General features: G+C 66.0%; 28 protein-coding genes and 1 pseudogene. 21 read left to right on the plus strand and 8 right to left on the minus strand.

All coding sequences use genetic code 11. The annotated features are described in order from the left end of the window. The first annotated feature begins 1 nt into the window (after position 1). From hpaD to ABGN05_RS08540, 7 genes are all read left to right on the plus strand, one after another. Positions 2-982, plus strand: coding sequence for a 3,4-dihydroxyphenylacetate 2,3-dioxygenase (hpaD, locus tag ABGN05_RS08510; protein ID WP_367953582.1), 981 nt, complete (start codon positions 2-4; stop codon positions 980-982). Positions 983-1004: 22 nt separating this feature from the next. Continuing rightward, complete coding sequence (locus ABGN05_RS08515) at positions 1005-1886, plus strand: fumarylacetoacetate hydrolase family protein (RefSeq protein ID WP_367953583.1); 882 nt, start codon at positions 1005-1007, stop codon at positions 1884-1886. After that, on the plus strand, positions 1879-2682 hold the full coding sequence (gene hpaH / locus ABGN05_RS08520) for a 2-oxo-hept-4-ene-1,7-dioate hydratase (RefSeq protein ID WP_367953584.1): 804 nt from the start codon (positions 1879-1881) through the stop codon (positions 2680-2682). Before ABGN05_RS08515 ends, hpaH begins: the two co-directional genes overlap by 8 nt. Before the next feature lie 102 nt (positions 2683-2784). Then, positions 2785-3294 (plus strand): prolyl-tRNA synthetase associated domain-containing protein, encoded by a 510-nt coding sequence (locus ABGN05_RS08525; RefSeq protein WP_367953585.1) that lies wholly within the window; start codon positions 2785-2787, stop codon positions 3292-3294. 34 nt (positions 3295-3328) lie between these two features. Continuing rightward, positions 3329-4309 (plus strand): thioredoxin, encoded by a 981-nt coding sequence (gene trxA, locus ABGN05_RS08530; RefSeq protein ID WP_367953586.1) that lies wholly within the window; start codon positions 3329-3331, stop codon positions 4307-4309. 86 nt (positions 4310-4395) lie between these two features. Beyond that, entirely contained in the window at positions 4396-5067 is a 672-nt protein-coding gene (locus ABGN05_RS08535) for an LON peptidase substrate-binding domain-containing protein (RefSeq protein ID WP_367953587.1), read from the plus strand. Between the two features lie 14 nt (positions 5068-5081). Further along, complete coding sequence (locus ABGN05_RS08540; RefSeq protein WP_367953588.1) at positions 5082-5306, plus strand: Trm112 family protein; 225 nt, start codon at positions 5082-5084, stop codon at positions 5304-5306. Between the two features lie 49 nt (positions 5307-5355). On the opposite strand, the gene ABGN05_RS08545 is transcribed toward ABGN05_RS08540, so the two are convergent. The 3 genes from ABGN05_RS08545 to ABGN05_RS08555 are packed head-to-tail and all read right to left on the minus strand — an operon-like array spanning position 5356 to position 11115. Beyond that, a complete protein-coding gene (locus tag ABGN05_RS08545; protein WP_367953589.1) occupies positions 5356-8724 on the minus strand; it encodes an error-prone DNA polymerase in 3369 nt (1122 codons plus the stop codon). Continuing rightward, complete coding sequence (locus tag ABGN05_RS08550; protein ID WP_367954345.1) at positions 8721-10175, minus strand: Y-family DNA polymerase; 1455 nt, start codon at positions 10173-10175, stop codon at positions 8721-8723. The genes ABGN05_RS08545 and ABGN05_RS08550 overlap by 4 nt, the downstream gene beginning before the upstream one ends. Then, the gene (locus ABGN05_RS08555) at positions 10117-11115 is read right to left on the minus strand and encodes an ImuA family protein (RefSeq protein ID WP_367953590.1); all 999 of its coding nucleotides are present in this window, start codon (positions 11113-11115) and stop codon (positions 10117-10119) included. The genes ABGN05_RS08550 and ABGN05_RS08555 overlap by 59 nt, the downstream gene beginning before the upstream one ends. A 179-nt stretch (positions 11116-11294) precedes the next feature. On the opposite strand from ABGN05_RS08555, the gene ABGN05_RS08560 reads away from it, so the two are divergent. Next, positions 11295-11717, plus strand: coding sequence for a metallopeptidase family protein (locus ABGN05_RS08560; protein WP_367953591.1), 423 nt, complete (start codon positions 11295-11297; stop codon positions 11715-11717). A 22-nt stretch (positions 11718-11739) separates the two neighbouring features. On the opposite strand, the gene ABGN05_RS08565 is transcribed toward ABGN05_RS08560, so the two are convergent. Next, positions 11740-11946: a DUF1737 domain-containing protein gene (locus tag ABGN05_RS08565; protein WP_367953592.1), complete on the minus strand. Its 207-nt coding sequence runs from the start codon at positions 11944-11946 to the stop codon at positions 11740-11742. 1 nt (position 11947) lies between these two features. Next, positions 11948-12829: an HpcH/HpaI aldolase/citrate lyase family protein gene (locus tag ABGN05_RS08570; protein WP_367953593.1), complete on the minus strand. Its 882-nt coding sequence runs from the start codon at positions 12827-12829 to the stop codon at positions 11948-11950. Between the two features lie 97 nt (positions 12830-12926). Here ABGN05_RS08570 and ABGN05_RS08575 point away from each other — a divergent pair, with 97 nt between their 5' ends. The 9 genes from ABGN05_RS08575 (at position 12927) to leuB (ending at position 19877) form a co-directional block, all read left to right on the plus strand. Continuing rightward, complete coding sequence (locus ABGN05_RS08575) at positions 12927-14096, plus strand: NAD(P)/FAD-dependent oxidoreductase (protein WP_367953594.1); 1170 nt, start codon at positions 12927-12929, stop codon at positions 14094-14096. Positions 14097-14148: 52 nt separating this feature from the next. Beyond that, entirely contained in the window at positions 14149-14475 is a 327-nt protein-coding gene (locus ABGN05_RS08580; protein ID WP_367953595.1) for a helix-turn-helix domain-containing protein, read from the plus strand. 54 nt (positions 14476-14529) lie between these two features. Next, positions 14530-14808: a hypothetical protein gene (locus ABGN05_RS08585; protein WP_367953596.1), complete on the plus strand. Its 279-nt coding sequence runs from the start codon at positions 14530-14532 to the stop codon at positions 14806-14808. Between the two features lie 208 nt (positions 14809-15016). Beyond that, positions 15017-15484 carry a glyoxalase superfamily protein gene (locus tag ABGN05_RS08590; RefSeq protein WP_367953597.1) on the plus strand — a complete coding sequence of 156 codons (468 nt, stop codon included), beginning with the start codon at positions 15017-15019 and terminating at the stop codon, positions 15482-15484. 113 nt (positions 15485-15597) lie between these two features. Next, positions 15598-16203, plus strand: a complete 606-nt coding sequence (leuD, locus tag ABGN05_RS08595) for a 3-isopropylmalate dehydratase small subunit (protein WP_367953598.1) — start codon at positions 15598-15600, stop codon at positions 16201-16203. Between the two features lie 13 nt (positions 16204-16216). After that, positions 16217-16453, plus strand: coding sequence for a DUF2798 domain-containing protein (locus ABGN05_RS08600; protein ID WP_367953599.1), 237 nt, complete (start codon positions 16217-16219; stop codon positions 16451-16453). Between the two features lie 69 nt (positions 16454-16522). Continuing rightward, on the plus strand, positions 16523-17341 hold the full coding sequence (locus ABGN05_RS08605; protein ID WP_367953600.1) for an Ivy family c-type lysozyme inhibitor: 819 nt from the start codon (positions 16523-16525) through the stop codon (positions 17339-17341). A gap of 36 nt (positions 17342-17377) precedes the next feature. Next, positions 17378-18682: an NAD(P)H-dependent oxidoreductase gene (locus tag ABGN05_RS08610; RefSeq protein WP_367953601.1), complete on the plus strand. Its 1305-nt coding sequence runs from the start codon at positions 17378-17380 to the stop codon at positions 18680-18682. Positions 18683-18764: 82 nt separating this feature from the next. Then, positions 18765-19877, plus strand: a complete 1113-nt coding sequence (gene leuB, locus ABGN05_RS08615; RefSeq protein WP_367953602.1) for a 3-isopropylmalate dehydrogenase — start codon at positions 18765-18767, stop codon at positions 19875-19877. A 13-nt stretch (positions 19878-19890) separates the two neighbouring features. Here leuB and ABGN05_RS08620 read toward each other — a convergent pair whose 3' ends face one another. The 3 genes from ABGN05_RS08620 to ABGN05_RS08630 all read right to left on the minus strand — a co-directional run bounded on the left by ABGN05_RS08620 (position 19891) and on the right by ABGN05_RS08630 (position 21543). Beyond that, a complete protein-coding gene (locus ABGN05_RS08620) occupies positions 19891-20583 on the minus strand; it encodes a DUF805 domain-containing protein (RefSeq protein ID WP_367953603.1) in 693 nt (230 codons plus the stop codon). 79 nt (positions 20584-20662) lie between these two features. After that, entirely contained in the window at positions 20663-21148 is a 486-nt protein-coding gene (locus tag ABGN05_RS08625) for a hypothetical protein (protein WP_367953604.1), read from the minus strand. 5 nt (positions 21149-21153) lie between these two features. Continuing rightward, positions 21154-21543 carry a DUF6152 family protein gene (locus ABGN05_RS08630; RefSeq protein WP_373695909.1) on the minus strand — a complete coding sequence of 130 codons (390 nt, stop codon included), beginning with the start codon at positions 21541-21543 and terminating at the stop codon, positions 21154-21156. Positions 21544-21728: 185 nt separating this feature from the next. On the opposite strand from ABGN05_RS08630, the gene ABGN05_RS08635 reads away from it, so the two are divergent. From ABGN05_RS08635 to ABGN05_RS08650, 4 genes and pseudogenes are all read left to right on the plus strand, one after another. Further along, positions 21729-21977, plus strand: coding sequence for a hypothetical protein (locus tag ABGN05_RS08635; RefSeq protein ID WP_367953605.1), 249 nt, complete (start codon positions 21729-21731; stop codon positions 21975-21977). Position 21978: 1 nt separating this feature from the next. Further along, positions 21979-22848: pseudogene (gene pdxY, locus ABGN05_RS08640) on the plus strand (pyridoxal kinase PdxY); the annotation flags it as partial. 42 nt (positions 22849-22890) lie between these two features. Further along, on the plus strand, positions 22891-23631 hold the full coding sequence (locus ABGN05_RS08645; protein WP_367954347.1) for a DUF429 domain-containing protein: 741 nt from the start codon (positions 22891-22893) through the stop codon (positions 23629-23631). Positions 23632-23683: 52 nt separating this feature from the next. After that, positions 23684-24328 carry a carbonic anhydrase gene (locus ABGN05_RS08650; RefSeq protein WP_367953606.1) on the plus strand — a complete coding sequence of 215 codons (645 nt, stop codon included), beginning with the start codon at positions 23684-23686 and terminating at the stop codon, positions 24326-24328. Positions 24329-24336 lie beyond the last annotated feature (8 nt).

Consider the following 24336-nt stretch of genomic DNA (forward strand, 5'->3'; position numbering starts at 1 on the left):
GATGCCGGTTCCCAGTCCAAACCTCTATCCGGATTTCAACATCGTTCGCCTGAGCCATGTGGAGTTTGTCGTGAAAGACATCGCGGCGAGCCGGGCGTTCTACGCGGACCTGCTTGGACTCCAGATCACGCACGAGGACGAGAACGAGATTTTCCTGAGAGCGCTCGAGGAGCGCGGGCATCACTGCGTCATTCTCAGGAAGGGCGAGCTTGCCGAGGCCAACGTGCTCGGCTTCAAGGTCTATTCGGAAGAGGATCTCGACCGCGCGCAGGCCTGGTTCGCCCGCCGCGACCTCCCGACGTCCTGGATCGAGCGTCCGTTCCAGGGGCGGACCTTGCGCACCCGCGACAATTTCGGCGTTCCACTAGAATTCTATCACAAGATGGATCGTCTTCCGTCGATCCATCAGAAGTATCGGCTCTACCACGGTGTGAAGCCGCTGAGGATCGACCATTTCAACTGTTTTTCGCCCAACGTCGACGCTTCGGTCGCCTTCTACAACGAGATGGGATTCCGCGTCACCGAATACACGGAAGACGAGGACAGCCGCATGCTGTGGGCCGCCTGGATGCATCGAAAGGGCGGCGTCCACGACATGGCTTTCACGAACGGTCGCGGGCCGCGACTGCACCACACGGCATTCTGGGTCCCTACGCCGCTGAACATCATCGATCTGCTCGATCTCATGTCCACGACGGGATACCTCGCCAACATCGAGCGCGGCCCGGGTCGGCATGGCATCTCGAACGCCTTTTTCCTCTACATCCGAGATCCCGACGGCCATCGGATCGAGATCTACTGCTCGGACTACCAGACGGTCGATCCGGACCACGAACCGATCAGATGGGACCTGAAGGATCCTCAGCGCCAGACGCTGTGGGGCGCGCCCGCGCCGCGCTCATGGTTCGAGGAAGGCAGCGCCTTTGCCGGCGCCGGCGCCGTCGAGTCGATCCTGAAGGCGCAACCGATCGTCGCGCCGTGATGGGGCGAGGCGGAAGCAGATCATGACGGAACCCGCACGCTTCTTGAGCTTCGTCAGGGACGGGTCTGCCGGTTACGGGATCGAGACACCGGCCGGTATCGTCGATCTTTCGGCGCGCCACGGCGACCGGTGGCCGAGCCTGCGTGAGGTCATCGCCGACGGCGCGCTCGACACACTCTCGTCGGAGGCTTCGCGCCTCTCTTCGGATTTCTCGGCCGAGGGAATCACCTACGGCAGTCCCGTCCCCGCACCTGAAAAGATCATTTGCGTCGGGGTGAACTATCCCGATCGCAACGAGGAATACCGCGACGGCCAGGCGGCGCAGGCGAATCCGTCGCTCTTCGTGCGGTTTGCCCGTTCGTTTGTGGGTCACGATGTTCCGCTCAACCGGCCGCCGGAATCGGTACAGCTGGACTACGAGGGTGAGATCGTGCTGATCGTGGGCAAGGCCGGCCGGCGGATCGCGGAAAAAGACGCGCTCTCGCACGTGGCGGGCATCAGCCTTGCCAACGAGGGAACGATCCGCGATTGGGTGCGGCATGCGAAGTTCAACGTCACGCAGGGCAAGAATTTCGACGGAACTGGATCGATCGGTCCCTGGCTCACTCCTTTCGTCGACGAGAGCCAGATCGCTGACATCGCGCTGGAGACGCGGGTGAACGGGGAGGTGCGCCAGCGTGACCGCACGCGCCGCATGATCTTTTCCTTCCGCAAGATCGTCAGCTACATTTCAACGTTTACGACGCTCGTACCCGGAGACATGATCCTCACCGGAACGCCGACAGGCGCGGGCGCCCGGCTGGACCCCCCGGTTTGGCTGAGACCGGGCGACGTGGTGGAAGTCTCCGCCGAAGGACTTGGCATCTTGCGCAATGGCATCCGCGATGAGATTGCCAATGCTTAGCCGGCTGAAAATCGATGCGGCTTCGCGAGCGCTTGAAGAGGCGGAGCGCACGCGAGTGCAGATGGGCCTGCTTTCGCTGGCGCATCCCGGCATGTCGCTCGACGACGCATACGCGGTTCAGGCTGCCTTCGTGGAACGCAAGATCGCCGCCGGCCGAAGACGGGTCGGCTGGAAGATCGGGCTGACGTCGAAGGCAATGCAGCAGGCGCTGAGCATCGACACGCCGGACTCCGGAGTGCTGCTGGACGACATGATGTTCGACGATGGCGCGACCATCCCTGCCGGGCGGTTCATCCAGCCGCGGATCGAGGCGGAACTCGCCTTCGTCATGAAGGCGCCGCTGAAAGGGAACGGCACGAGCGTGTTCGACGTGATGAATGCCACCGACTACGTGACACCCGCGCTGGAGATCCTCGATACACGGATCGTGCGGAGCGACCCCGTCACCGGCAAGGCGCGAACCATCGTCGACACCGTTTCGGACAACGCAGCCAATGCGGGCGTCGTCCTCGGTGGACGCGCCATGCGGCCCGATGCGGTGGACATGCGCTGGATGGGAGCGATCGTCTCGCGCAACGCACAGGTGGAGGAGACGGGGCTCGGCGCCGGCGTGCTGAACCACCCGGCGCGGGGCATCGCCTGGCTGGCCGACAGGCTGGCCGCGTACGGATCGTCGATCGAAGCGGGGCAGATCGTGCTGGCCGGTTCCTTCATCCGGCCGATCGAGGCGCGCGGCGGCGATACGATCTTCGCGGACTTCGGTCCCCATGGTTCGGTGAGCTGCCACTTCGCCTGATGGGCACGCCCGGTCGATCGCCTCGCCGCACGCGGCCGAGCTTGCACTGCCCGAGCCGTATGTCCTAGACGGGGCGAACCGAACCGACGCGGAAACGCCGACATGCCGAAGACCCCGGCCGAACTCCTCGCCTATCTGGACGAAATCGGCATTTCGACCACCACCGTGGAGCATCCGCCGCTGTTCACGGTCGCCCAGTCGCAGGCCCTGCGCGGGCAGATCGCCGGCGCGCACACCAAGAACCTGTTCCTGAAGGACAAGAAGGGGCGCTACTTCCTGCTCGCGGTCGGCGAGGAGGCCGAGGTCGACCTCAAGACCATCCACCAGATCATCGGCGCGAGCGGCCGGGTTTCTTTCGGCAAGCCTGACGCGCTTCTGGACCTGCTGGGCGTACAGCCGGGTGCCGTCACCGCATTCGGCGTGATCAACGATACCGAAGGGCGGGTTACGCTGGTGCTTGACCGGGAGCTGATGCAGAATGCGATCGTGAACTGCCATCCGTTGACAAACGAAGCGACGACGTCGATCGCGAGCGGCGATCTTCTTCGTTTTGCCGAGGCGACGGGACATGAGCCGCTCGTCTTGAACGTGACCGACGCGATGCCACATTGAAGGCGATTTTCGAGTTAACCGGAAAGCCAGACCTATGAACAGCAGGGACAATCCGTTCGCCGGGCAGAGCGGCGGCTACGACATCAGTTTCGGAACGCAGCCTCCCGCGGCCCGGCAGCCGGCTCCGCCGTCCCCCGCGAATGGAGCTTCGGAGCTGATCAAGGACACGACGACCGCCGGGTTCACCGCCGACGTGATCCAGGAATCGCGGAATCAGACCGTTCTCGTCGATTTCTGGGCTCCGTGGTGCGGTCCATGCAAGCAGCTGACGCCAGTGCTCGAAAAAGTGGTCCGGGAGGCGCGCGGCGCCGTAAAGCTGGTCAAGATGAACATCGACGACCATCCTTCCATCGCCGGCCAACTCGGGATCCAGTCCATCCCGGCGGTGATCGCGTTCCGCGACGGACGCCCCCTGGATGGATTCATGGGCGCGTTGCCGGAGAGCCAGGTGCGCGAATTCGTTAGGAAGGTCGGCGGCAAGGCGCCCGATCCGCTGGCGGAGGCACTGGAGCAGGCTTCCGCGGCTCTTTCAGCCGGCGATCGCGACACGGCGGCGGCGATCTACGGCAGCGTGCTGGAAGCCGTGCCCGGCAATCCGGTCGCGGTCGGCGGGCTGGCGGGGATATTGCTGGATGCCGGCGACGTCGACGCGGCGAAGGGGCTTCTCGCCGAGGTGCCGGCCGAGGAGAAGGAGCCGCCGGAATTGGCGAGCGTTCGGGCGCGCATCGCGCTGGCGGAGGAGGTCAGCGCCATCGGCGATCCGCACCGGCTCGTCCAACGGCTGGAAGCGGACCCGCAGGACCACGATGCCCGCTTCGATCTCGCATTGATCCAGAACGCGCAGGGAGACCGAATGGAAGCGGCCGAAAATCTGCTTTCCATCGTTCGCGCCGACCGGGGCTGGCGCGACGATGGCGCGCGCGCGCAGCTTTTGAAGTTTTTCGAGGCATGGGGCATGACCGACCCCGCGACGCTGTCGGCGCGGCGCCGGCTTTCTTCCCTTCTCTTTTCGTGAGGGCGGGGTTGCTTCCGATATGTCCGTTGCGCTTTGCGCGAACGGTTCCATATCGGTAGGTGCGAGAGCGAAGAGGAAGAACAGGCGTGCAGGCGGGTAATGCCCATTACAGGAAGATCGGCGATCTGCCCGAGGTCGTGCCCGTCTTTCCGTTGTCGGCGGCCCTCCTGCTGCCGAGCGGACGGATGCCCCTCAACGTCTTCGAGCCGCGCTACATCGAGATGATCGACGATGTGATCGCCGGCAGTCGCCTTATCGGCATGATCCAGCCGCGGCTGGATGGAGGCATGAGGCCCGACGGCGAGCCCGAACTCTGCGAAGTCGGATGTCTGGGCCGCCTGACCTCCTTTGCCGAGACCGGCGACGGGCGCTATCTCGTCGCACTTCAGGGCGTGTGCCGTTTCCGGGTGGTCGAGGAGATCGCCTCTCGGGCGCCTTTCCGGAAATGCCGGATCATGGTGTTCGCAGGTGATCTCGATCTCGAAAAGGAAGCTGCCGACGTCGACCGCGAGGCCCTGTTGAAGGCATTCCGAGCCTATCTCGCGGCGAACGACCTCGAGGCGGACTGGAACAGCATCAGCCGGGCGGAGAACGCGACGCTCGTCAACGCGCTCTCGATGATGGCGCCATACGGCGCCAGCGAGAAGCAGGCGTTGCTGGAGGCGCCGGACCTCAGGACGCGTGCCGAGACCCTGATCGCCATCACCGAGATGGCGATGGCGCGGGAAGGCGACGGCTCGGGCGCAAGCCTGCAATAGCCGAGGAAGTGAACATGGCCGCGAGCGAGAGAACCGCCAGGATCGATCCGAAGCTCCTCGAACTTATGGCGTGTCCGATGACCAAGGGGCTGCTGACCTACGACGCGGAAAAATCGGAGCTGGTATCGAAGTCGGCCATGCTCGCCTACCCGGTGCGCGACGGTATCCCGATCATGCTGGCTTCGGAGGCGCGTTCGCTGAGAACGGATCAACCCGGCCCGACACCAAAGAAGAGTTGAGCGGGAAAAGCCCTTCCCGGCCACCGCATTCTGCGCGATGGGGGGGAGCTCAATGGAAGTTCCGGCCCTTGGGCATCGCCGAGCCGGAGCGTTTCGCCAGATCCTGATAGTCCTGGCGCAGGCCCGGAACCTCGTGGATGAGCTGCGCCAGCCGCGATCCCTGTGGCATCTTTTCCCGCAGTTCCACCACGGGCCGCTTGACCTCGTCAGCGTTGGCAAGGCCGTCGATGAGATGCGCCTCCTCCGAAAGCGTGCCGAGCCAGGCGGAAATGTCCTCGACGTGATCGGCCACGACATGGATGACGCCGGATTCGGATTGCACCTTTCCTCGGACCCTGACCAGCCGCGCTCCCAGAACCACCGAACGGAAGCGCTCGAAGACCTTCGGCCAGACGATGATGTTGGCCACCCCCGTCTCGTCCTCGATGGTCATGAAGATGACGCCCTTGGCTGAGCCGGGACGCTGGCGGACGAGCACGAGGCCCGAAACGTCCGCTCTCGTGCCGCTGCGAATGGTTTCGAGCCTGGAATTCGGCACCACCCGCTGCCCATGGAGCCGGTCGCGCAGGAAGGCGACCGGGTGGGCCTTCAGCGACAGGGTCAGCGTGCGGTAGTCGTGGATGACGTGTTCGCCGAGCGGCATCGGCGGCAGGCGCATCTCCGGCTCGTGATCGGCGAGCGCGACGTCGGGATTGTCGAGCAGGGGCAGGAAGCCGCTGGCGCTGGTGTCGTCCAGCGCCTGCACGGCCCAGAGCGCCTCGCGGCGGTCGAGGCCGAGCGAGCGGAAGGCGTCCGCCCTGGCGAGCCTGGCGATCGTGGCTTTCGCGAGTCCCGAGCGCAGCCACAGATCGCGCACCGAATCATAGCCGCAGCCTCGCCGCCCAACGAGCAGATCCATCTCGTCCTGCCGCAAGCCCTTGATCTGGCGCAGGCCCAGGCGCACGGCGTGGCAGGTCTGGATGACGCCGCGCATTTCGGCATGCCGGCCGGCGATGCGTGCGGGCTCGAACGCAGCCTTCTCGAGCGTGCAGTCCCAGAAGGAATGGTTGATGTCGGGCTCGCGGAGCTCCACGCCATGCTCGCGTGCATCGCGCACCAATTGCGAAGGCGCATAGAAGCCCATGGGTTGCGAATTGAGGATCGCCGCACAGAAGACGTCCGGATAGCGCGCCTTGAACCAGCACGAGGCATAGACGAGCAGCGCGAAGGACGCGGCGTGGCTTTCGGGAAAGCCGTATTCCCCAAAACCCTCGATCTGCTTGAAGCAGCGCTCGGCGAAATCCCGCTCGTAGCCCCTGGCGATCATGCCGTCGATCATCTTCTGCCGCAGCGTGCCGATCGTGCCGACGCGGCGGAACGTCGCCATGGCGCGGCGCAGCTGGTCGGCCTCGCCCGGCGTGAAACCGCCGGCGACGATCGCGATCTTCATCGCCTGTTCCTGGAACAGCGGCACGCCGAGCGTGCGTTCCAGCACCTCCTTCAGTTCGGGCCTCGGATACTCCGGCTCTTCCAGGCCCTGGCGGCGGCGCAGATAGGGATGGACCATGTCGCCCTGGATCGGACCGGGCCGCACGATCGCCACCTCGATGACGAGATCGTAGAATTTTCTGGGCCTGAGCCGCGGCAGCATGGTCATCTGCGCCCGACTTTCGATCTGGAAGACACCGATCGTGTCGGCCCGGCAGATCATGTCGTAGACCTCCGGTTCCTCCTTGGGCAGCGTCGCCAGCGTCAGGTCCCGGCCGTAATGCTCCTTGAGAAGCCCGAAGGCGCGCCGCAGGCAGGACAGCATGCCGAGTGCCAGGATGTCGACCTTGAGGATGCCGACCGCGTCGAGATCGTCCTTATCCCACTCGACCATCTTGCGCTCTTCCATCGCCGTCTTGACGATGGGCACCACCTCGTCGAGCCGGTCGCGGGTGATGACGAAACCGCCGACATGCTGGGATAGATGACGCGGAAAGCCCATGATCTCATTGGAGCGCGCGATGACGTGCCGCGTCGCCGGGTCGGCCATGTCGAGACCCGCGGCCTTCACCTCGCTGTCGCCGAGCCCGGCGGTGGACCAGCCCCAGATCGTGCCGGAAAGCGCCGACATGACGTCTTCCGAAAGGCCGAGCGCCTTGGCCGTCTCGCGCATGGTGGAGCGGCCGCGATAGGTGACCACCGAGGCGGCGAGCGCGGTCCGCTTGGCGCTGTACTTCTCGTAGATGTAGGCGATCACCTCGTCGCGCCGGTCGTGCTCGAAATCCACGTCGATGTCGGGCGGCTCATTGCGCTCCTCCGATATGAAGCGCTCGAACAGGAGGTCCATGATGTCTGGGCCGACATCGGTGATGCCGATGCAGTAGCAGATCACCGAATTGGCAGCCGATCCGCGCCCCTGACACAGGATGCCCTTCGAACGGGCGTGCTGAACGATGTCGTGGACGGTCAGGAAATAGCGGGCGTATTGCAGCTTCTCGACCACGGCGAGTTCGTGGCGGATGAGCGCCGCGATCCTTTCGGGCGCGCCGTCGGAATAGCGCCAGGCCGCACCCTCCCAGGTGAGGCGGGCGAGTTCCTCCTGGGGCGAGGCGCCGTCGCGGGTCGGCTCGTCGGGATAGTTGTATCGCAGGTCGTTCAGCGAGAAGTCGAGTTCCCAGGCGAAGCGCAGCGTTTCCGCCAGCGCCTCGGGACGCCGCCGGAACAGGCGCGCCATCTCCCATGGCGGCTTGAAGTGCCGTTCCGCGTGGGCGCGCAGTTCGAAGCCGGCATCGGCCACCGGCGTGTTGAGGCGGATGGCCGTGACGAGATCCTGCAAGGGCCGCCGGCCCGGCTCGTGATAGAGCACGTCGTTGCAGGCCATCAGCGGCAGGCCGGCGGCATCCGCCAGGGCCGCGGCTTGTTCGAGGCGCCAGCGGTCCCTGCCGGCATAGGCGGGCGCGACCGCCACCCGCATGGCCCGGCCGAAGCGGTCGCCGAGGCCGCGCAGAAGCGAAAGTTCCGCCGCTCCCTCCGCCTCCAGGCGAGGCAGGACGGCGAGCGACATGTCGTTGCCCCACTCCATCAGGCCGGGCAGCCGCAGGTCGGGGTTGCCCTTTTCGCCGAGCGCGTTGGCCTCGGTCAGCATACGGCAAAGATGCCCCCAGCCCTGCCTGTTGCGGGGATAGGCGAGCACGTCCGGCGTGCCGTCGGAAAAGACGAGGCGGCAGCCGGGATGATAGGCGAGGCCCTCCTTCTCCGCCATCTTCCAGGCCCGCACGACGCCCGCGACGGTGTTGCGGTCGGCGAGCCCCAAAGCGGCGATGCCGAGGCGCTTGGCCGTCACCGCCATCTCCTCGGGGCCGGAGGCGCCGCGCAGGAAGGAGAAGTTCGACTGCACCGCGAATTCGGCATAGGCCGGCGCATCGGGCCGGGGGGAGGCCGTGACGGTCATGCGAACAGGCCGTGCACGTACCAGCGCGGCATGACCGGCGAGCCGTCGTAGAGACCTTCGCGGCACAGCCAGAACCGCCGGCCTCTCGTGTCCTCGACGCGGTAGTAGTCCCGGGTCCGCTCCTCCGCCGGGGCACGCCACCATTCCGGCGCGATGCGCTCGGGACCCTCGGCGCGGGCGACGCGGTAGAGCGTGCGCCGCCAGCGGAAGGAAAAGGGCGGCCCTTCCGGCACCTCGGCCGAGGCCTCGATCGGCTCGGGCCGTCCGAAGAGCCGGATCGGCCGCTCGACCGCCTCCGGAACCTGCCGTTCCCCGAGGTCGAGGGAGGGTGCCGCGTGTTCCACCGCCGGGGCGTCGGCGAAGGCGACGGTCGTCATGGCGCGCTCCGGCACATGGCTCTCGGCCAGAACCGGCCGCCTGATCGTCTGCCGGCCGAGGCGGGCGCCGACGCGGTCGGCGAAAAGGGCAAGTCCCTCTTCGTCTCCCGTACGGGTAGCCACGAGATCGCCCTGGCGGGCGTCGAAGCGGGCGCTCTCGCGCACCGAAAGCCGGACGAGGTCGAAGCCGTAACCGGGGTCGATCTCGGTCGCGGAGAGTTTCTCGTGAAACAGTCTCCGGATCAGGTGTGGTTCGCGCATCGGCCGCGACGTACCGACGGCGACGCGGCTGACGACCCCGTCGACCCGGAACAGCGCCAGTTCCAGGAGCCGCGCTCCCTCGCCGCGCGTCTCGAGGCTGCCCCTGGCGGTCACGGCCAGCATGAAGACGAGTTCCTCGATGTCTTCCATACGGTTTATGGGTTCGGCGAGGTTGCGCTCGACGGAGAGGGCGGCGACCGGCAGGCGCGGCGAGACCGCCTCCTCCACCCGGCCGAGCGCCTGGTCGAGGCGGGTCACCGGCATGCGGCCGAAGCGGCGCGCCAGAGGCGCGCGCGGCGCTTCGAGGATGGCGCCGACGCTGCGCAGCCCGACGCTCTCCAGCGCTGCGCAGACCGTCCCGTCGAGGCGCAAGGCGGCGAGCGGCAGGCCGGCCAGGAAGACCGCTTCCTCCCCCGGCGCGATGATCGCCGCGCCGGAGAACCGGGCGGCGGCCCAGGCCGTCCCGGCCGTCGAGGCGATGCCGGCGCGGGTACGAAAACCCTGTTCGGAAAGCCGCGCCAGGAGATCGTCCAGCATCTTTTCCTCGCCGCCGAAAAGATGGCTGCAGCCGGAAATGTCGAGATAGAGCCCGTCCTCGCCGTCGATCGCCACCAGCGGCGTATAGCGGTCGCACCAGTCGGCGAGACCTTCGAGCAGGCGGCGGTCGGCCGCCGGATCGGCCTCGACGATCTCGATCGCCGGATGCATGGCGCGGGCATCGGCTATCCCCATGCCGCGCTTCAGCCGGAGCGCCTCAGCCTGCTCGTCGAGGGCGGCGATCCGCTGTGCGTTCTTCTCGCGCCGGCTGACGATCAGCGGCGCCCGCTGCGAAGGAGGTGTCCCCCGCCAGGAGCGGCCGAGACGCCGGCGCCAGATGCCTTCGGTGGACAGGTACGGGAACCACAGAGCCAGGTATCTCTGGCCCTCTTTTCCGGAAAGAGCGTTCATGGGAGTTCCATTCCAGTTCGAAGCTGCCGGACCGTGCCGTCCGGCTCTTGCCGATCTCGACCATGAAGGCCGGAGGACCGATCGAGCCGGAAAGCGGGCCAGCCACCGTGCGGCGCATCCCCGCCGGAGCCGGGGATATGGAAAGCCGCAGCGGAGCGGCGGTCGGTTCCGCCCGAGCCGACTGGCGCAACAGGAAAACCGGCCGGCCGGCATCGCGGGCGCGGAAATGCAGGCGGCGGGTGGCGGTGAGATCGACCCTTTGCGGGTTGCCGCGCAGTTCCAGAAGCACGGCACCGAGCGCCGACAGACGTGCCGCCTCCTCCGCCACCCAGAGCGCGTCGGCGAGTTTCGGCGTCTCGCACGTCAGGAGGCTTCCAGGGGAAATCCCGAACAGCTCCAGCAGGCCCGGAGCATAGGGGAAACCTGCTTCGCGGTTATTCTCCGCCGGTGCGATCCAGAGAAGCGGCAGGCTTTGGGGAACCGCTTTCATGGCGGCCGCGCAAAGCCCCAGCGCAAAACCGGTGACGACACCGGCGTCGCGCATTTCGGCACCGTGGATCTCCGTCAGCGCCGCGCGCGGAACGCCTCCGCCGAGCGCGGCATCGAAATCCGCGTCGCCGGTCGCGATCAGACTTTCGGTCAGGGCCGGATGGCGAAGCGGGCTTCCGCCTTCCCGCAGCACGATGCCGTCGGATGCCATGCCGACCTCGTCCGGCGACAGGGTGTCGGCGGGGGTACCCTCGATCTTGGCGATTTTCCGGCGCAAGGCAAAAAGGGTACCCCGCGCCGCGGCGGAGGTCGCCATGGCCCTGCTTCCTGCATTTGTGTTCCTATTATGTTCCTATGGATTCCAGAGGCCCGCGGGAGAGTCAAGCGGAGTCTCGAAGAATTTATTCCTCTTGTCCGTCGCGCGGAACGCCATCGGCTCCCCGCCCTCTCGCAAGCGGGATCGCAAAAGGCTATATGGCCGCAAAAGGACGACAAATGGCACGCATCTACCAGACCAGGGACTGGCACGAGCAACTCTCCCCCTCCCTCGAGGAGCTGGAACTGCTGGCCCTGGAAGCCTATGCCCACCTGCCGGACGAGTTCCGCAAGCTCACCGGCGAGATCGTCATCCAGATGGCGGAGTTCCCGGAGGAGGAGATCATGGATGATCTCTCGCTGGAGACCCCTTTCGATCTGCTCGGCCTCTTCGAGGGCCGCGGCATCGCCGAGCGCTGGAATCCGGCGACCGGCGAGGGCCCGAACCGCGTGACGCTCTACCGCCGAGCGATCCTCGACTACTGGGCCGAGAACGAGGAGACGCTGGGCGACATCATCACCCATGTGCTGATCCACGAGATCGGACACCATTTCGGGCTTTCCGACGACGACATGCAGAAGATCGAGGAAGCCGCCCCCTGACGACGGTGGCTCGTTGGGCCGGCTATTGCTCGGAAAGCTTCATGCCCGGCTCGTAGTCCACCCCGTCGACCTCCTTCACCACCGCCTGCCCGCAACGCATGGTCTTCGTCTCCGCGTCGAAGGCGTAGGTGGGGGAGCCGTGGAGATGCCAGCCCTTGTTCAGGGCAGCCGTGACCTTGTGGCAGAAACTCGAATCGTCGGGTCCGGAAAGAAAACGGTAGAGCTTCACGTCAGGATCCTCGTTGCGTCGCAGCCTTGGCAAGAAGCCGCCTGGCCTGCTCCAGGTGCAGGCGTTCGACCATGCGGCCGTCGATCGAGATGACGCCCTTGCCGGCGTTTTCGGGCTCTTCGAAAGCGTCGGCGATGCGGCGGGCATCCGAAAGTTCCGCCTGGGACGGCGAGAAGGCTCGATCGGCCGGGTCGATCTGCGCAGGATGGATCAGGGTCTTGCCATCGAACCCCATGGCGCGGCCCTGGTCGCACTCCTGTGCGAAGGCCTCCAGATTGCGAAAGTCGTTGCTGACGCCGTCGAGCGCGTCGAGCCCGCCGGCGCGCGCGGCGAGCACGATCTGCATCAGCCAGGGAACGAGAAAGCGCCGGTCCGGCGTGGCGCGCACGCCGGTCTCCTTGACGAGATCGTTGGTGCCGGCAACCAGGCAGGCAAGGCGTGCGCCGCGGTCGCGGCCGAGTCCTGCGATGGCACCGAGGTTCAGCATGCCGCGCGGCGTTTCCACCATCGCCCAGAGAGACATGTCGGGCGAAGCGTCCATCGCGTCGAGCCGGTCGTTGGCGTCCAGCAGATCGCGCGGTCCGTCCACCTTGGGCAGGAGGATCGCGGCGGGCCTGCAGGCGCAGGCGGCCTCGAGATCCGCGGCGCCCCATTCGCTGGCAAGCGCATTGATTCGCACCACCAGTTCCGGACCGCCGGCCTTGCGGGATGAGAAAAAGCCTTCGAGACGGGCGCGGGCCTCTCCCTTTGCGTCCGGCGCCACGGCGTCCTCCAGGTCGACGACGACGGCATCACAGGCGAGCGACGCCGCCTTGGCGAGGGCCTTCTCGTTCGAGGCCGGCACGTAGAGCACCGAGCGGCGGGGGCGGTATCCGGTCTGCATGGCCCTACATCGCGCGCCGCGATTTGCCTTGCAAGTCCCGCCGCGATGCGGCACCTGCGCCGCTGGTCGCAGTTCCCTTGCCGCAACGGAGATCAGCTTGGCCGGCTACGACATCGTCATCATCGGCGGAGCCATCATCGGCAGCTCCATCGCCTGGCATCTGCGCGAGGAAGGTTTTGCGGGCACCATCGCGCTCATCGAACGCGATCCGCAGTTCGCGCGGGCGGCGACGACGCTCTCCTGCGCCTCGATCCGCCAGCAGTTCTCGATCGCGGAGAACATAAGGCTCTCGCAATACACGCTCGCCCTGTTCCGGCGCCTGACGCAGGAATTCGGCGCGGAGGCCGATATCGCCTTCCGCGAAAAGGGCTATCTCATCCTGGCCTCCGAAGAAGGCCTGCCGGTGCTGAAGGCGAACCACGCAGTGCAGACTGCTCAAGGCGCCGACATCCTCCTGGAGGACGCGGCGGCGCTGTCGCGCCGCTTCGGCTGGCTCTCGACCGAAGGGATCGCCGGCGGCGCCTGGGGCCGCTCCGGCGAAGGCTGGTTCGATGCGCACGCGCTACTCATGCTGTTCCGCAGGGCGCTGAGGGACCGAAAGATCGACATGATCCGGGCGTCTGTGACCGGACTGAGACGGGAGGGAAACCGCATCACCGGCGTTGAGCTCGACGACGGCGAACGCCTCGATGCCGGGACAGTCATTGACGCGGCCGGACCCAACGCGGGCAAGGTGGCGGCGATGGCCGGCATTGCGCTGCCGGTCGAGCCTCGAAAACGATCGGTCTTCGTCTTCGAGGCGCGCCAGCGCTTCGACGACATGCCGCTCCTGGTCGACCCCTCGGGCATCTACGTGCGTCCGGAGGGCTCGGTCTACATCACCGGCGGCGCCGAACCGCACGTGACGGACGGACCGGCCGATCCCGGCGATTTCGAGCCGGACTGGCCGCTCTTCGAGGAAACCATCTGGCCGGTGCTCGCCGCCCGCATCCCCGCCTTCGAGGCGATCAAGGTCGGGCGCGCCTGGGCCGGGCACTATGACTACAACACGCTCGACCAGAACGCGGTGATCGGCCCGCATCCGGAAGTGGAAAACTTCGTTTTCGCCAACGGCTTCTCCGGCCACGGGCTGCAGCAGGCACCGGCGGTCGGCAGGGCTCTGGCTGAACTGATCGTGCATGGCGGCTACCGGACGATCGACTGTTCAGTCTTCGGCTACGAGCGGGTGCTCCGGGGGCGGCCGTATCGCGAGTTGAACGTGATCTAGGCGCGAAATTCTATCTCTTGCTCGACAAAGCTCATTGCAAGATATTGTCGCCGTGAAGACGATCCCCCTCACGCGAGCGATTGCCGGCTGTCTCGACGAAGATGCCGCCGACATCGCCATGTACGACGCCCGCAAGGCCGAACTGACCGGTAGGGACGATGCATTGCCGCGCGAGGTGGGCGATCTCGTTTTGCGCGGACACACGCGCCTCAAGGCAATCCGGACATGGTGCGGTCTGGTCCAGCGCGATGTGGCCGCCGAAGCCGGCATCGCGCAGGGCTATCTCTCCGATCTCGAAAGCGGCCGAAAGACGGGATCGATGGAGACGATCGAGAAGCTAGCGCGCATTCTCGACGTCCCGATCAAGTGGTTTCGATAAACGGAAGTACTCCGTCACGCGCTGCCGGTGCGACGTCAATTTCGGGGTACGAGGATGGCCGAAGTCAGAATAGATAATTTGGACGGCGTAACCCTCTACTGCGTAAAACTCCGCCAACTGCCGGCCGCGATCGAGCATTCCGGTTTGCAGTTCCAGCTTCTGGAAGCCTTGTCGCCTTCGGTGTTCGACCAAACGGACGTAGGCCTGCTGCTTGACGAACTTCAGCGCTTGTATGCCGTAGCCTCGACGCCTGTTCGTCGCGAGATTGGAGACGTCACGCTGGCTCTTACGGCGGTGGAAGCTCCGTGTCGTATCGTACTCAACCCGTACTAGGATCAGCCTTCGAAAGCATGGCGCCATTGACGCGGCGACATGCCACACCTATCTGTGCGCTCCGGGGCCGGAAGCCCCCGCCGTCCGCGGGCGCGAGCCAAGGTGAAGCTTCCGATATCACATCGTTTCCCTGTCATGCGACGGCTGGAACGGCAAGGCGGACTCCCGTCATCCCGATGCCGGTCGCAAGATCGATAGGAGAACAACGATGACCATCGTCCAGACATTCGAAAATCCGGTGGAGACCTACAAAGCCCAGGCGCGACGCCTGCGCGAGGCGCTTTCCGCCGACGGGGTCGCCGTCAGCCACGGCCGCGCGCTGGAACTCGTCGCGAGGCAGAACGGCGTGCGCGACTGGAACACGCTTTCGGCGCAGGCGGCTGTGGCGAGCGCGCCGGAAAAAGCCGACGGGCCCGCCGCCCCCTTCGCGGTCGGGGATCGTGTCGAGGGCACCTTCAACGGCAAGCCGGTACAGGGCCACGTCTTCGGCCTGGAGGAGACGATCAAGCCACATCTGTGGCGCGCCACGATCGCCTTCGATCCTCCGGTCGACGTGGTCACCTCGGAACTGTTCTCGTCCACGCGGCGCCGGATCACCATGGTCGTGGGCGCGGACGGCCGTTCGCGGCGGCTGACCGGCACCGAGACCGGCGTGATGGCAGTGCGGCGCGTCTAGAACTGGATGAATCGGAAGGGGTGGCGACGAACCGCCGCCCCTTTGATTTGAAGGCGCAAGCTGTGTAAAGCGATGTCGGAAGAAACTCAGCCGAAAGCGCGTGCGGGCCGAAGATGGAAAAATTCACCAAGCTGACCGGGGTCGCAGCCCCCCTGCCGATCGTCAACGTCGACACCGACATGATCATCCCCAAGGATTATCTCAAAACGATCAAGCGGACCGGGCTCGGCAAGGGTCTGTTCGCCGAGATGCGCTACAACGAGGACGGCACGGAGAATCCCGACTTCGTGCTCAACAAGCCGGCGTACCGCAACGCGCAGATCCTTGTGGCGGGTGACAATTTCGGCTGCGGGTCCTCGCGCGAGCACGCGCCGTGGGCGCTTCTCGACTTCGGCATCCGCTGCGTGATCTCCACCTCGTTCGCCGACATTTTCTACAACAACTGCTTCAAGAACGGCATCCTGCCGATCCAGGTCAGCCCGGAAGACCTCGAGAAGCTCATGGACGACGCCTCGCGCGGCTCGAACGCCACGATCTCGATCGATCTCGAAGCAATGGAAATCAGGGGTCCGGATGGCGGCATGATCCATTTCGACCTGGACGGGTTCCGCCGCCACTGCATGCTGAACGGCCTGGACGACATCGGGCTGACCCTGGAGAAGGCGCCCTCGATCGCCAGTTACGAGAAGAAGCTCGCGGAGACGCGGCCCTGGGCCTGAACGCCAATCTGCGATGAAGCCGTTTCTTCCCCGGCGGTTCGAGCCGATCGCCTTCGGGCTGCTCCTGTCGGGCATGATGTCGTGCATCGTGTCCGGCCTTTCCACCGCCATCGCATCGGGCGTCGCTGGCGACTTCTTCGACCGATGGATGGCAGCGTGGTTCCCGTCATGGGCCGTCGCCTTTCCCGCGGTCCTCGTCGTCGCGCCGCTGGTGCGCCGGATCCTTCACCGCATCGTCGTCCAAGGATAGGCAACCTATGACGGTTCCTGTTGGCAGGTTCGTGGGCTAGATTGCCGGCGATCCATCTGGAGTCGTCCGGTGTCCCTACTCCCTCGCATGCTATCGGCCGTTCTCGTCTCGCTCCCGCTCGTGCTGCCCGTGGCCGCGCAGGACCAGGAGCCGGAGCGCATTCCGTTCGCGGATGGCGAACTGACGATCACCGAGACGCCGGACTTCGAAAAGGTGCTCGCCTTCGACGGACGCGAACTCGCCCGCGACTATTTCGCGTTCTTCGACAGGATCGCCGATGTCGGCGGCACCGACGTCGCGTTTTTCTATATCGGGCCGGGCGGCAATGCCTGCGCACCATCCGTTGCCATGGTGTGGAAGCCCGAAGAAGGCCCTGTCACCCTCGAAATGACGGAAGCCGACTGTACGACGCCTCCCCCCGCCATCTCGGAATCGGCGGTGTTCTTCATCCCCTATCTGCTGCCGGGCGAACCGGTCGACGTGACCAGCTGGGCGCCTGGCCAGGGTTTCAGCCTGCACGGTCGCATCGCCTATGCCCCGCAGCCCGGCACGTCATGGGCGACGTTCGATGCGGCCGCGATCGGCCATCCGCTGGATCTTTTCCGGAATGCCGACGTGCATGCGGCCGCCCTGGAACTGCTCGGAGACCAGCTGGGAACGTTTGCAGCAGGCCTCGGCACCGCCGGGGAGCCCGATATCGCGCCCGACGGCATGCTCGTGGCGAGAGGCTGCGTGCCGCACGCCTGCGGCATGTCCGACAGCTTCGTCGTCGTGGATCCGATGGAACAAGCGATCTATTTCGCGCAGAAAGGCGATCGGACGCGCTTCTGGCCGGCGCGGGAGGAATGGCCCTCGGACGTCTCCGCCCTCGTCCCGAATGATTTCTGAGGCAAAGGCGGAAATGACATCCTGCAAGGCTCGCGCATGAACCTGTTTTCGCTGCTCCAGGCCCAATCGGCTTCCGGCAGGCCGGTCCGCACCGGTCTGATCGGCGCCGGTAAGTTCGGCTCCATGTTCCTGAGCCAGGTCCCTTTCACCCCTGGCCTCGAGGTAACGGTAGTCGCCGACCTGTCGCCCGAGCGGGCGAGGGCTGCTTGCCGCGCAGTCGGCTGGCAGGAAGAGCGCATCGCGGCTACCGCCTTCATTGAGGATGGACGGGCGCTTGCCGCTTCCGATGGGGTCGACGTCGTCATCGACGCGACCGGTTCGCCGGCCGCGGGGATCGCGCATGCGCTGGCGGCAATCGACAACGGCAAGCACGTCGTCATGGTCAATGTCGAGGCCGACGTTCTTGCCGGACCCGCGTTGGCGAAACGCGCACGCTCGGCGGGCGTGGTCTACTCCATGGCCTATGGAGATCAGCCTGCCCTCGTCGCCGAGATGGTGGACTGGGCACGTGCAACGGGTTTCCGTGTGCAGGCCGCAGGAAAGGGTACCAAATACCTGCCCTCCTATCATCGGATCACCCCGGACGAGGTGTGGTCGCACTACGGGCTGACTCCTGAAGCAGCGCGGGCGGCCGGCATGAATTCCCAGATGTTCAACTCCTTCCTGGACGGCACCAAGTCGGCCATCGAGATGGCAGCGATCGCCAATGCCTGCGACCTTGCTGTTCCCTCGGACGGGCTCGCTTTCCCACCCTGCGGCGTCGACGACCTGTGCCATGTGCTGCGACCGCGCAATGTGGGCGGCGCCATGGAGGCAGGCGGCATGGTCGAGGTGGTCTCCTCGCTGGAGCGCGACGGCCGTCCCGTTTTCCGCGACCTGCGGTGGGGCGTCTACGTCGTGCTCGAAGCGCCCAACGACTATGCCGCCGGCTGTTTCCGCCAATACGGCCTGCCGGTTGATTCCACCGGGCGTTTCGCCGCGATGTACAAGCCGTTCCACCTTATCGGGCTGGAACTCGGGATCTCGGTGCTTTCGGCCGCTCTTCGGGGTGAACCGACCGGCCAGGCTCGCGTCTTCCGGGGCGACGCGGTGGCGGTGGCGAAGCGCGACCTCGTGCCCGGCGACATGCTCGATGGCGAGGGCGGCTATACCGTCTGGGGCAAGCTCGTTCCATCCTCCGTGTCGCTCGCTGCGAGAGCCCTGCCGATCGGGCTGGCGCACGGCGTAAAGGTCGTGCGACCGGTCAGGGCCGGCGAGCTGGTCGGCCGGCAAGACGTCGAGGAACCCGCCGACGGGCAGGCGACGAGACTGCGCCGCGAGGCCGAAGCACTCGTGGGCTGAGTCGATCGCCAGCCCGTGCTTGCGCGCGCCCGGCATCGCCGCTAGCAAGACGCGCAACGTGTTTTCGGAAAAGGCTAAGGTCATGGCATCGCGCAAACTGCTTCTTCTTCCCGGCGACGGCATCGGCCCCGAGGCGATGGCGGAGGTGCGCAAGCTGATCGCGGCGATGAACGAGCGGCTCGGCGCCGGCTTTGAGACGGAGGAAGGCCTGGTCGGGGGCTGCGCCTACGACGCCCACGGACAGGCAATCTCGGAAGAAGACATGGCCAAGGCCATGGCGGCCGACGCTGTTCTGTTCGGCGCAGTCGGCGGGCCGAAATGGGACGCCGTGCCCTATGAGGCGCGGCCCGAGGCGGGCCTGCTGCGGCTCAGGAAGGACATGGAACTGTTTGCCAATCTGCGCCCGGCGATCTGCTATCCGGCGCTGGCCCAGTCGTCGTCGCTCAAGCCCGAAGTGGTCGAGGGTCTCGACATCCTGATCATCCGCGAACTGACCGGTGGCGTCTATTTCGGCGAACCCAAGACGATCACCGATCTCGGCAACGGCCAGAAGCGGGCGATCGACACGCAAGTCTACGACACGTTCGAGATCGAGCGCATCGCCGGTGTCGCCTTCGAGCTGGCGCGCACGCGCCGCAACAAGGTCTGCTCGATGGAAAAACGCAACGTCATGAAGTCCGGCGTGCTGTGGAACGAGGTGGTGACAGCCACCCATAAGGCGAAGTACCCGGACGTCGAGCTTTCCCACATGCTGGCGGACGCCGGCGGCATGCAGCTCGTGCGCTGGCCCAAGCAGTTCGACGTGATCGTCACCGACAATCTGTTCGGCGACATGCTGTCGGACGTGGCGGCGATGCTGACGGGTTCGCTTGGCATGCTGCCGTCAGCCTCGCTCGGCGCGCCGGACGCAAAGACCGGCGCGCGCAAGGCGCTTTACGAGCCGGTGCACGGCTCGGCCCCCGACATCGCGGGCAAGGGAATCGCCAATCCGATCGCCATGATCGCCTCCTTCGCCATGTGCCTGCGCTATTCCTTCGGCTTGGTGGCCGAGGCGGACCGGCTGGAGAAGGCGATCGCCGCCGTGCTCGACGACGGTTTGCGCACCCGCGACATCCTCTCGGACGGCATGACGGAAGTTGGCACCGGCGCCATGGGCGACGCGATCGTGGAGAAGTTCCTGGCGTTGTCGGCCTGACGCGCGGCTGCCTTCAGAGGATCCCGTCAGGTACCTCACCCCACCTGTTCTCCCGCTTCTGCGACGGGATCATCGCGAAGACCAGGATGATCAGGTTGCCGAAGGTCGGGATCAGGCCGAGCAGGATGAACCATCCCGACAGGCCGATGTCGTGGATCCGGCGGACCGTCACCGCGAGCGACGGGACCAACATGGAAAGAACCACGAGACCGGCGAAGATCGACGTGAAGACGGGTTCCTCTCGGTCGAGATTGCCCAGCGCAGCGTCGATCACCACGCCGGCGACGGTCACGAAGATCACCGTCAGCGCGAAGAAGAGTACGAAACCCCAGTACTCCTTCCGCCGCGCCCTGCCGCGGAAATTCGCGTAGTTGCCCGCGATGCAGCTGCGAAAATAGCCGAACAGCGACTGGCTGGGCGGAGGCGATGATGCCGCCGCCGGCCCCGTCGTGGGGACGCTGGTCCCGATGGTCGGTCTCCTGGGTAAGATCTCGGGTGCATCGCCGGGCGCAGCATTCGGCCGGGCATCGAGCGACACCACATTCTGCGCGCGGTTTCCGGCAGTCAGGAACTCGACGCGTTCTCCCTTGTGCAGCCCGGTCCGGCCCGAAAGATCGCTCCGGTCGAAATGATAGCGATTGCCATCGCTGCCGCCGATGAAACCGACGCCGCGTTCCGCATCGAAATAGAGAACTTCCCCCTGCACGTTCCGCTCGCTCCCCGTCTCGCCGCGCGAGGTTCCAGCGATCGCGCCCTCGTGTCAACGGCGAGAGGGTTGCCGCCGCTCAGATGAAGCCGATGAAGCGGCCACACAGCAGGATCGCCGGCCAGAGCGCCATCGACAGGATCGCGCAGGCTTTCGCGGCGGCCTGGTAACCCCCCTCGATGCGCGCCTTGCGGTCTAGAAGCGCGAAGATTGCCAGATTGATCCCCGTGAGGAGCAGGAGGAGCATTTTCAGGCGGAAGGCCGGGTTAAACGCATATTCGCTCGCCCGAATGGCGAACATCGGCAGCCCGGTCGCCAGAGCCAGGGCGAACGCGCCCAGCGCGAGCGGGCGGAACGATTCAGCAAACGCCCGATCGCCGCCCGCCGTCGGCAAGCGGCCGAGTACGGCAAGGTCCATGATGAGGACCAGCGTGACGAGAGCGCCGATGGCGAAGATGTGCGCCGCGTTAACCAGCGGATATGCGATGAAGGACGCCTTGAGCGCCTCGACCGGTGCGAGACGCTCGATCCCGGTCAATAGAGCCAGCAGCGGCGAACCGTCCAAGATCGTCAGGACGGGACGCGATAGGGATAGACGTCGTAGGTCTCGTCCCTGACGACGATCCGGACGGCCTTCATGCGGCGCTCGGTGGATTCGCGCGAGCGATTGCCGATCGCGGTGATCTCGTCACCCACCGCGGCGACGTCTTCGGTAAAGCCCGCGGCGATCGTGCGCGAAGGCGGCGCGAGTTCGACGCGCCAGGTCTCTCCCTCCACGTCGACGTCCAGGGTGGCGTGCGGATTGCCGATGTAAATCCCGCTGATGGTGCCTTTGAGCTCGAAGAAGCCATCGTCGGTCCAGGACCAGCCGTGATGTGCGGCGGCGTTCACGGACATGAGTGCGGTCATGGCGATGCCGCCCGCCGTTTTCAGCGCCGCCCGGCGCGAAAAGAGTTCCATCGGTTTCTTCCTTTCGTTCCTGCCTCGTCACGAAACAAGGGCGCGGACACTACGAGGTCAAATCACAGAGCGTTGAGGCCCGTTCCCCGGCACGCCATCACGCGCGCCGCCTGGAGCGCCTCGCACCATTGTCTCGATCCGCCTGAACGGGCTAGAAGCATGCAGCCGGGCAACAAGGGCGCGTCATGGCGGACCGCAGGCGAAGAAGCGACGAGGAATCGCGGCGCATCCTGGATCGCGTCGCCAAGGAATCGGATCCGTCCGGTTCCTTCGCCATGCGCGCCACCCGCAAGGTCCAGAAGCACATGCGGGCGGACGATGCCGACCAGGACGATGCGATCGAAGTCTGGGGAACTCGCATCGGGCGGGTCATCGGGGTCATTCTGCTCGTCGTCCTTGCCGGCTGGCTGATCTCCTTTTTCCTCGGCAACTGAGATGGGCGCTGGGAAGCCGCGGACGCCGCGCTCCGTCATCGTCATCTCCAGCCATGTCGCCCGCGGGTCGGTCGGCAACAGGGCCGCCGTCTTCGCGCTGGAGACGCTGGGACATCCGGTCTGGGCGGTGCCGACCGTGATCCTGCCCTGGCATCCTGGCCACGGGCGGGCGACCCGAATCGTCCCCGACGACCAATCCTTTGCGGCACTGTTGCGCGACCTCGAAACCTCTCGTTGGCTCGATGAGGTTGGCGCCGTGCTGACGGGATATCTCGGAACGCCGGCTCAGGCGAAGAGCGTCGCATCGCTTGTCGATGCGGTGAAGCGGCAAAATCCGTCGGCCGTCTACGTCTGCGATCCGGTCATCGGCGACAAGGCGGGCCTCTACGTGCCGGAAGCGCTGGCGGTTGCCATCCGCGAGCACCTGTTGCCGCGCGCCGACATCGCCACGCCGAACCGCTACGAACTGGAGTGGCTGACGGGTTCCGTTCTCGACACGGCGGAGGCGATCGTCGCTGCGGCGTCATTCGTCGGCCCGGAAAAGTTGCTGGTCACCTCGGCCCCGGCCACGAGCCCGGACGGTATCGCAAACCTGCTGCTGACGCCTTCGCGGGCACTCCTGGCCGAACATCCGCTGGTGGAAAACCCGCCGAACGGCCTGGGCGACCTGACGGCGGCGGTGTTCCTCGCCAGGCTCATGGCGGGCGAAGGGCTCGGCGAAGCCCTGCGGTCGACCACGGCATCGGTATTCGAGATTCTTGCCCGCACCGCCGCGCGCGGCGGGGATGAGCTGCAGATCGAGACCGATACGAAAAGCCTCTCCCGCCCCGTCTCTAGAATCAGTTTGCGCGAACTGTCCCATCCGGCGCGAATAGTCCGGCCCGTGCCCTTGCCCGACATCGAGATCGCGGGGGTGGACGGATGCAAGGCGGGCTGGATCGCGGTCATCTCCCGGCCGGGAAGGCCGCTGGAATCCAGAACCTTCGCCCGGTTCTCTGACCTGGTGGACAGCCTGCCGAACGCGGCGATCATCGCCGTCGACATGCCGATCGGCCTTCCCGACAAGGTCGGTCATGGTGGGCGCGGGCCGGAGCGGCTGGTCAGGGAAAAGCTCGGTCAGAGGCAGTCGAGCGTCTTTTCCATTCCTTCCCGCGCCGCGGTCCATGCCGAGACGGCCGAGTTCATCGATCTGGAAGCCTGGTACGATGCGCACCGGCGGGCGAGCGCAGTCGCGCGCGCCACGTCCGAACCGCCGCGCGCCATCTCGATCCAGGCCTTCGGGATCTTCTCCAAGATCCGCGAGATCGACGCGCTGCTGCGCGAACGCCCGGAACTCGCGGAGCGCGTGATCGAATCCCATCCCGAAGCCGCCTTCTGGCGTCTCAACGGAGAGAGAGAGATGTCCAATCCGAAGAAGGTCAGGGGCCGCGTCCACAAGGCCGGCATAGAGGAGCGGCGCGATCTCCTCGCCAGCTGCGGCATTGCGCGCGATTTCCTCGACGCCACACCCCCGCGTGGCTGCGGCGAAGACGATTTCCTCGACGCCGCGGCCGTGATGCTCGTCGCAGCGCGGCATGCAAGGGGCGAGGCGGTGCCTTTCCCCGATCCTCCGGGCCGCGATTCGCACGGCCTTCCGATCGCCATCTGGACCTGAACCGGGCACCTCGGACATTGACGAACGCCTCGGAGTGCCGCAAACGGAAAGTATGGACCATCTGCCTGCCGAGCTGCTTTCCGGGTATCGCAACTTCATGGGCGGCCGCTATGCGACCGAGACCACCCGCTATCGCGAGCTTGCGCGAAAGGGGCAGCAGCCGCAGACCATGGTGATCGCCTGCTGCGATTCCCGCGCGGCGCCCGAAACCATTTTCGACTCGGGTCCGGGCGAACTCTTCGTGGTCCGCAACGTCGCCAACCTCGTCCCGCCCTACGAGCCGGACGACCGGCATCATTCAACCTCCGCCGCGCTCGAGTTCGCCGTGCAGAGCCTCAAGGTGAAGCACATCGTCGTTCTCGGCCATGGCCGCTGCGGCGGCATCCGCGCCGCCCTCGACCCATCGGCCGAGCCGCTGTCGCCGGGCGATTTTATCGGCAAGTGGATGAGCCTGGTGTCACCTGCGGCAAAGGTGGTCACCGGCAACAGCATGATGACCGTCGGCGAGAGGCAGACCGCGCTGGAGCGGATATCGATCCGCTATTCGATCGCGAACCTTCGGACATTCCCTTGCGTGAAGATCCTGGAAGGGAAGGGCCGCCTGTCGCTGCACGGCGCGTGGTTCGACATCTCCACCGGCGAGCTGTGGATCATGAACCGCGAGACCGGCGATTTCGAACGGCCCGAGCTCGACTGACTAGGCCG

The sequence above is a fragment of the Aquibium pacificum genome, from assembly GCF_040839445.1.
GTDB classification, from domain to species: domain Bacteria; phylum Pseudomonadota; class Alphaproteobacteria; order Rhizobiales; family Rhizobiaceae; genus Aquibium; species Aquibium pacificus.

What these genes read in the sequence shown, in the direction of transcription:
- hpaD (WP_367953582.1), top strand. Translation starts at nt 2, where the DNA reads ATGCCGGTTCCCAGTCCAAACCTCTATCCGGATTTCAACATCGTTCGC.
- ABGN05_RS08515 (WP_367953583.1), top strand. Translation starts at nt 1,005, where the DNA reads ATGACGGAACCCGCACGCTTCTTGAGCTTCGTCAGGGACGGGTCTGCC.
- hpaH (WP_367953584.1), top strand. Translation starts at nt 1,879, where the DNA reads ATGCTTAGCCGGCTGAAAATCGATGCGGCTTCGCGAGCGCTTGAAGAG.
- ABGN05_RS08525 (WP_367953585.1), top strand. Translation starts at nt 2,785, where the DNA reads ATGCCGAAGACCCCGGCCGAACTCCTCGCCTATCTGGACGAAATCGGC.
- trxA (WP_367953586.1), top strand. Translation starts at nt 3,329, where the DNA reads ATGAACAGCAGGGACAATCCGTTCGCCGGGCAGAGCGGCGGCTACGAC.
- ABGN05_RS08540 (WP_367953588.1), top strand. Translation starts at nt 5,082, where the DNA reads ATGGCCGCGAGCGAGAGAACCGCCAGGATCGATCCGAAGCTCCTCGAA.
- ABGN05_RS08545 (WP_367953589.1), bottom strand. Translation starts at nt 8,724, where the DNA reads ATGACCGTCACGGCCTCCCCCCGGCCCGATGCGCCGGCCTATGCCGAA.
- ABGN05_RS08555 (WP_367953590.1), bottom strand. Translation starts at nt 11,115, where the DNA reads ATGGCGACCTCCGCCGCGGCGCGGGGTACCCTTTTTGCCTTGCGCCGG.
- ABGN05_RS08560 (WP_367953591.1), top strand. Translation starts at nt 11,295, where the DNA reads ATGGCACGCATCTACCAGACCAGGGACTGGCACGAGCAACTCTCCCCC.
- ABGN05_RS08570 (WP_367953593.1), bottom strand. Translation starts at nt 12,829, where the DNA reads ATGCAGACCGGATACCGCCCCCGCCGCTCGGTGCTCTACGTGCCGGCC.
- ABGN05_RS08585 (WP_367953596.1), top strand. Translation starts at nt 14,530, where the DNA reads ATGGCCGAAGTCAGAATAGATAATTTGGACGGCGTAACCCTCTACTGC.
- ABGN05_RS08590 (WP_367953597.1), top strand. Translation starts at nt 15,017, where the DNA reads ATGACCATCGTCCAGACATTCGAAAATCCGGTGGAGACCTACAAAGCC.
- leuD (WP_367953598.1), top strand. Translation starts at nt 15,598, where the DNA reads ATGGAAAAATTCACCAAGCTGACCGGGGTCGCAGCCCCCCTGCCGATC.
- ABGN05_RS08600 (WP_367953599.1), top strand. Translation starts at nt 16,217, where the DNA reads ATGAAGCCGTTTCTTCCCCGGCGGTTCGAGCCGATCGCCTTCGGGCTG.
- ABGN05_RS08610 (WP_367953601.1), top strand. Translation starts at nt 17,378, where the DNA reads ATGAACCTGTTTTCGCTGCTCCAGGCCCAATCGGCTTCCGGCAGGCCG.
- leuB (WP_367953602.1), top strand. Translation starts at nt 18,765, where the DNA reads ATGGCATCGCGCAAACTGCTTCTTCTTCCCGGCGACGGCATCGGCCCC.
- ABGN05_RS08630 (WP_373695909.1), bottom strand. Translation starts at nt 21,543, where the DNA reads ATGGAACTCTTTTCGCGCCGGGCGGCGCTGAAAACGGCGGGCGGCATC.
- ABGN05_RS08635 (WP_367953605.1), top strand. Translation starts at nt 21,729, where the DNA reads ATGGCGGACCGCAGGCGAAGAAGCGACGAGGAATCGCGGCGCATCCTG.
- ABGN05_RS08650 (WP_367953606.1), top strand. Translation starts at nt 23,684, where the DNA reads ATGGACCATCTGCCTGCCGAGCTGCTTTCCGGGTATCGCAACTTCATG.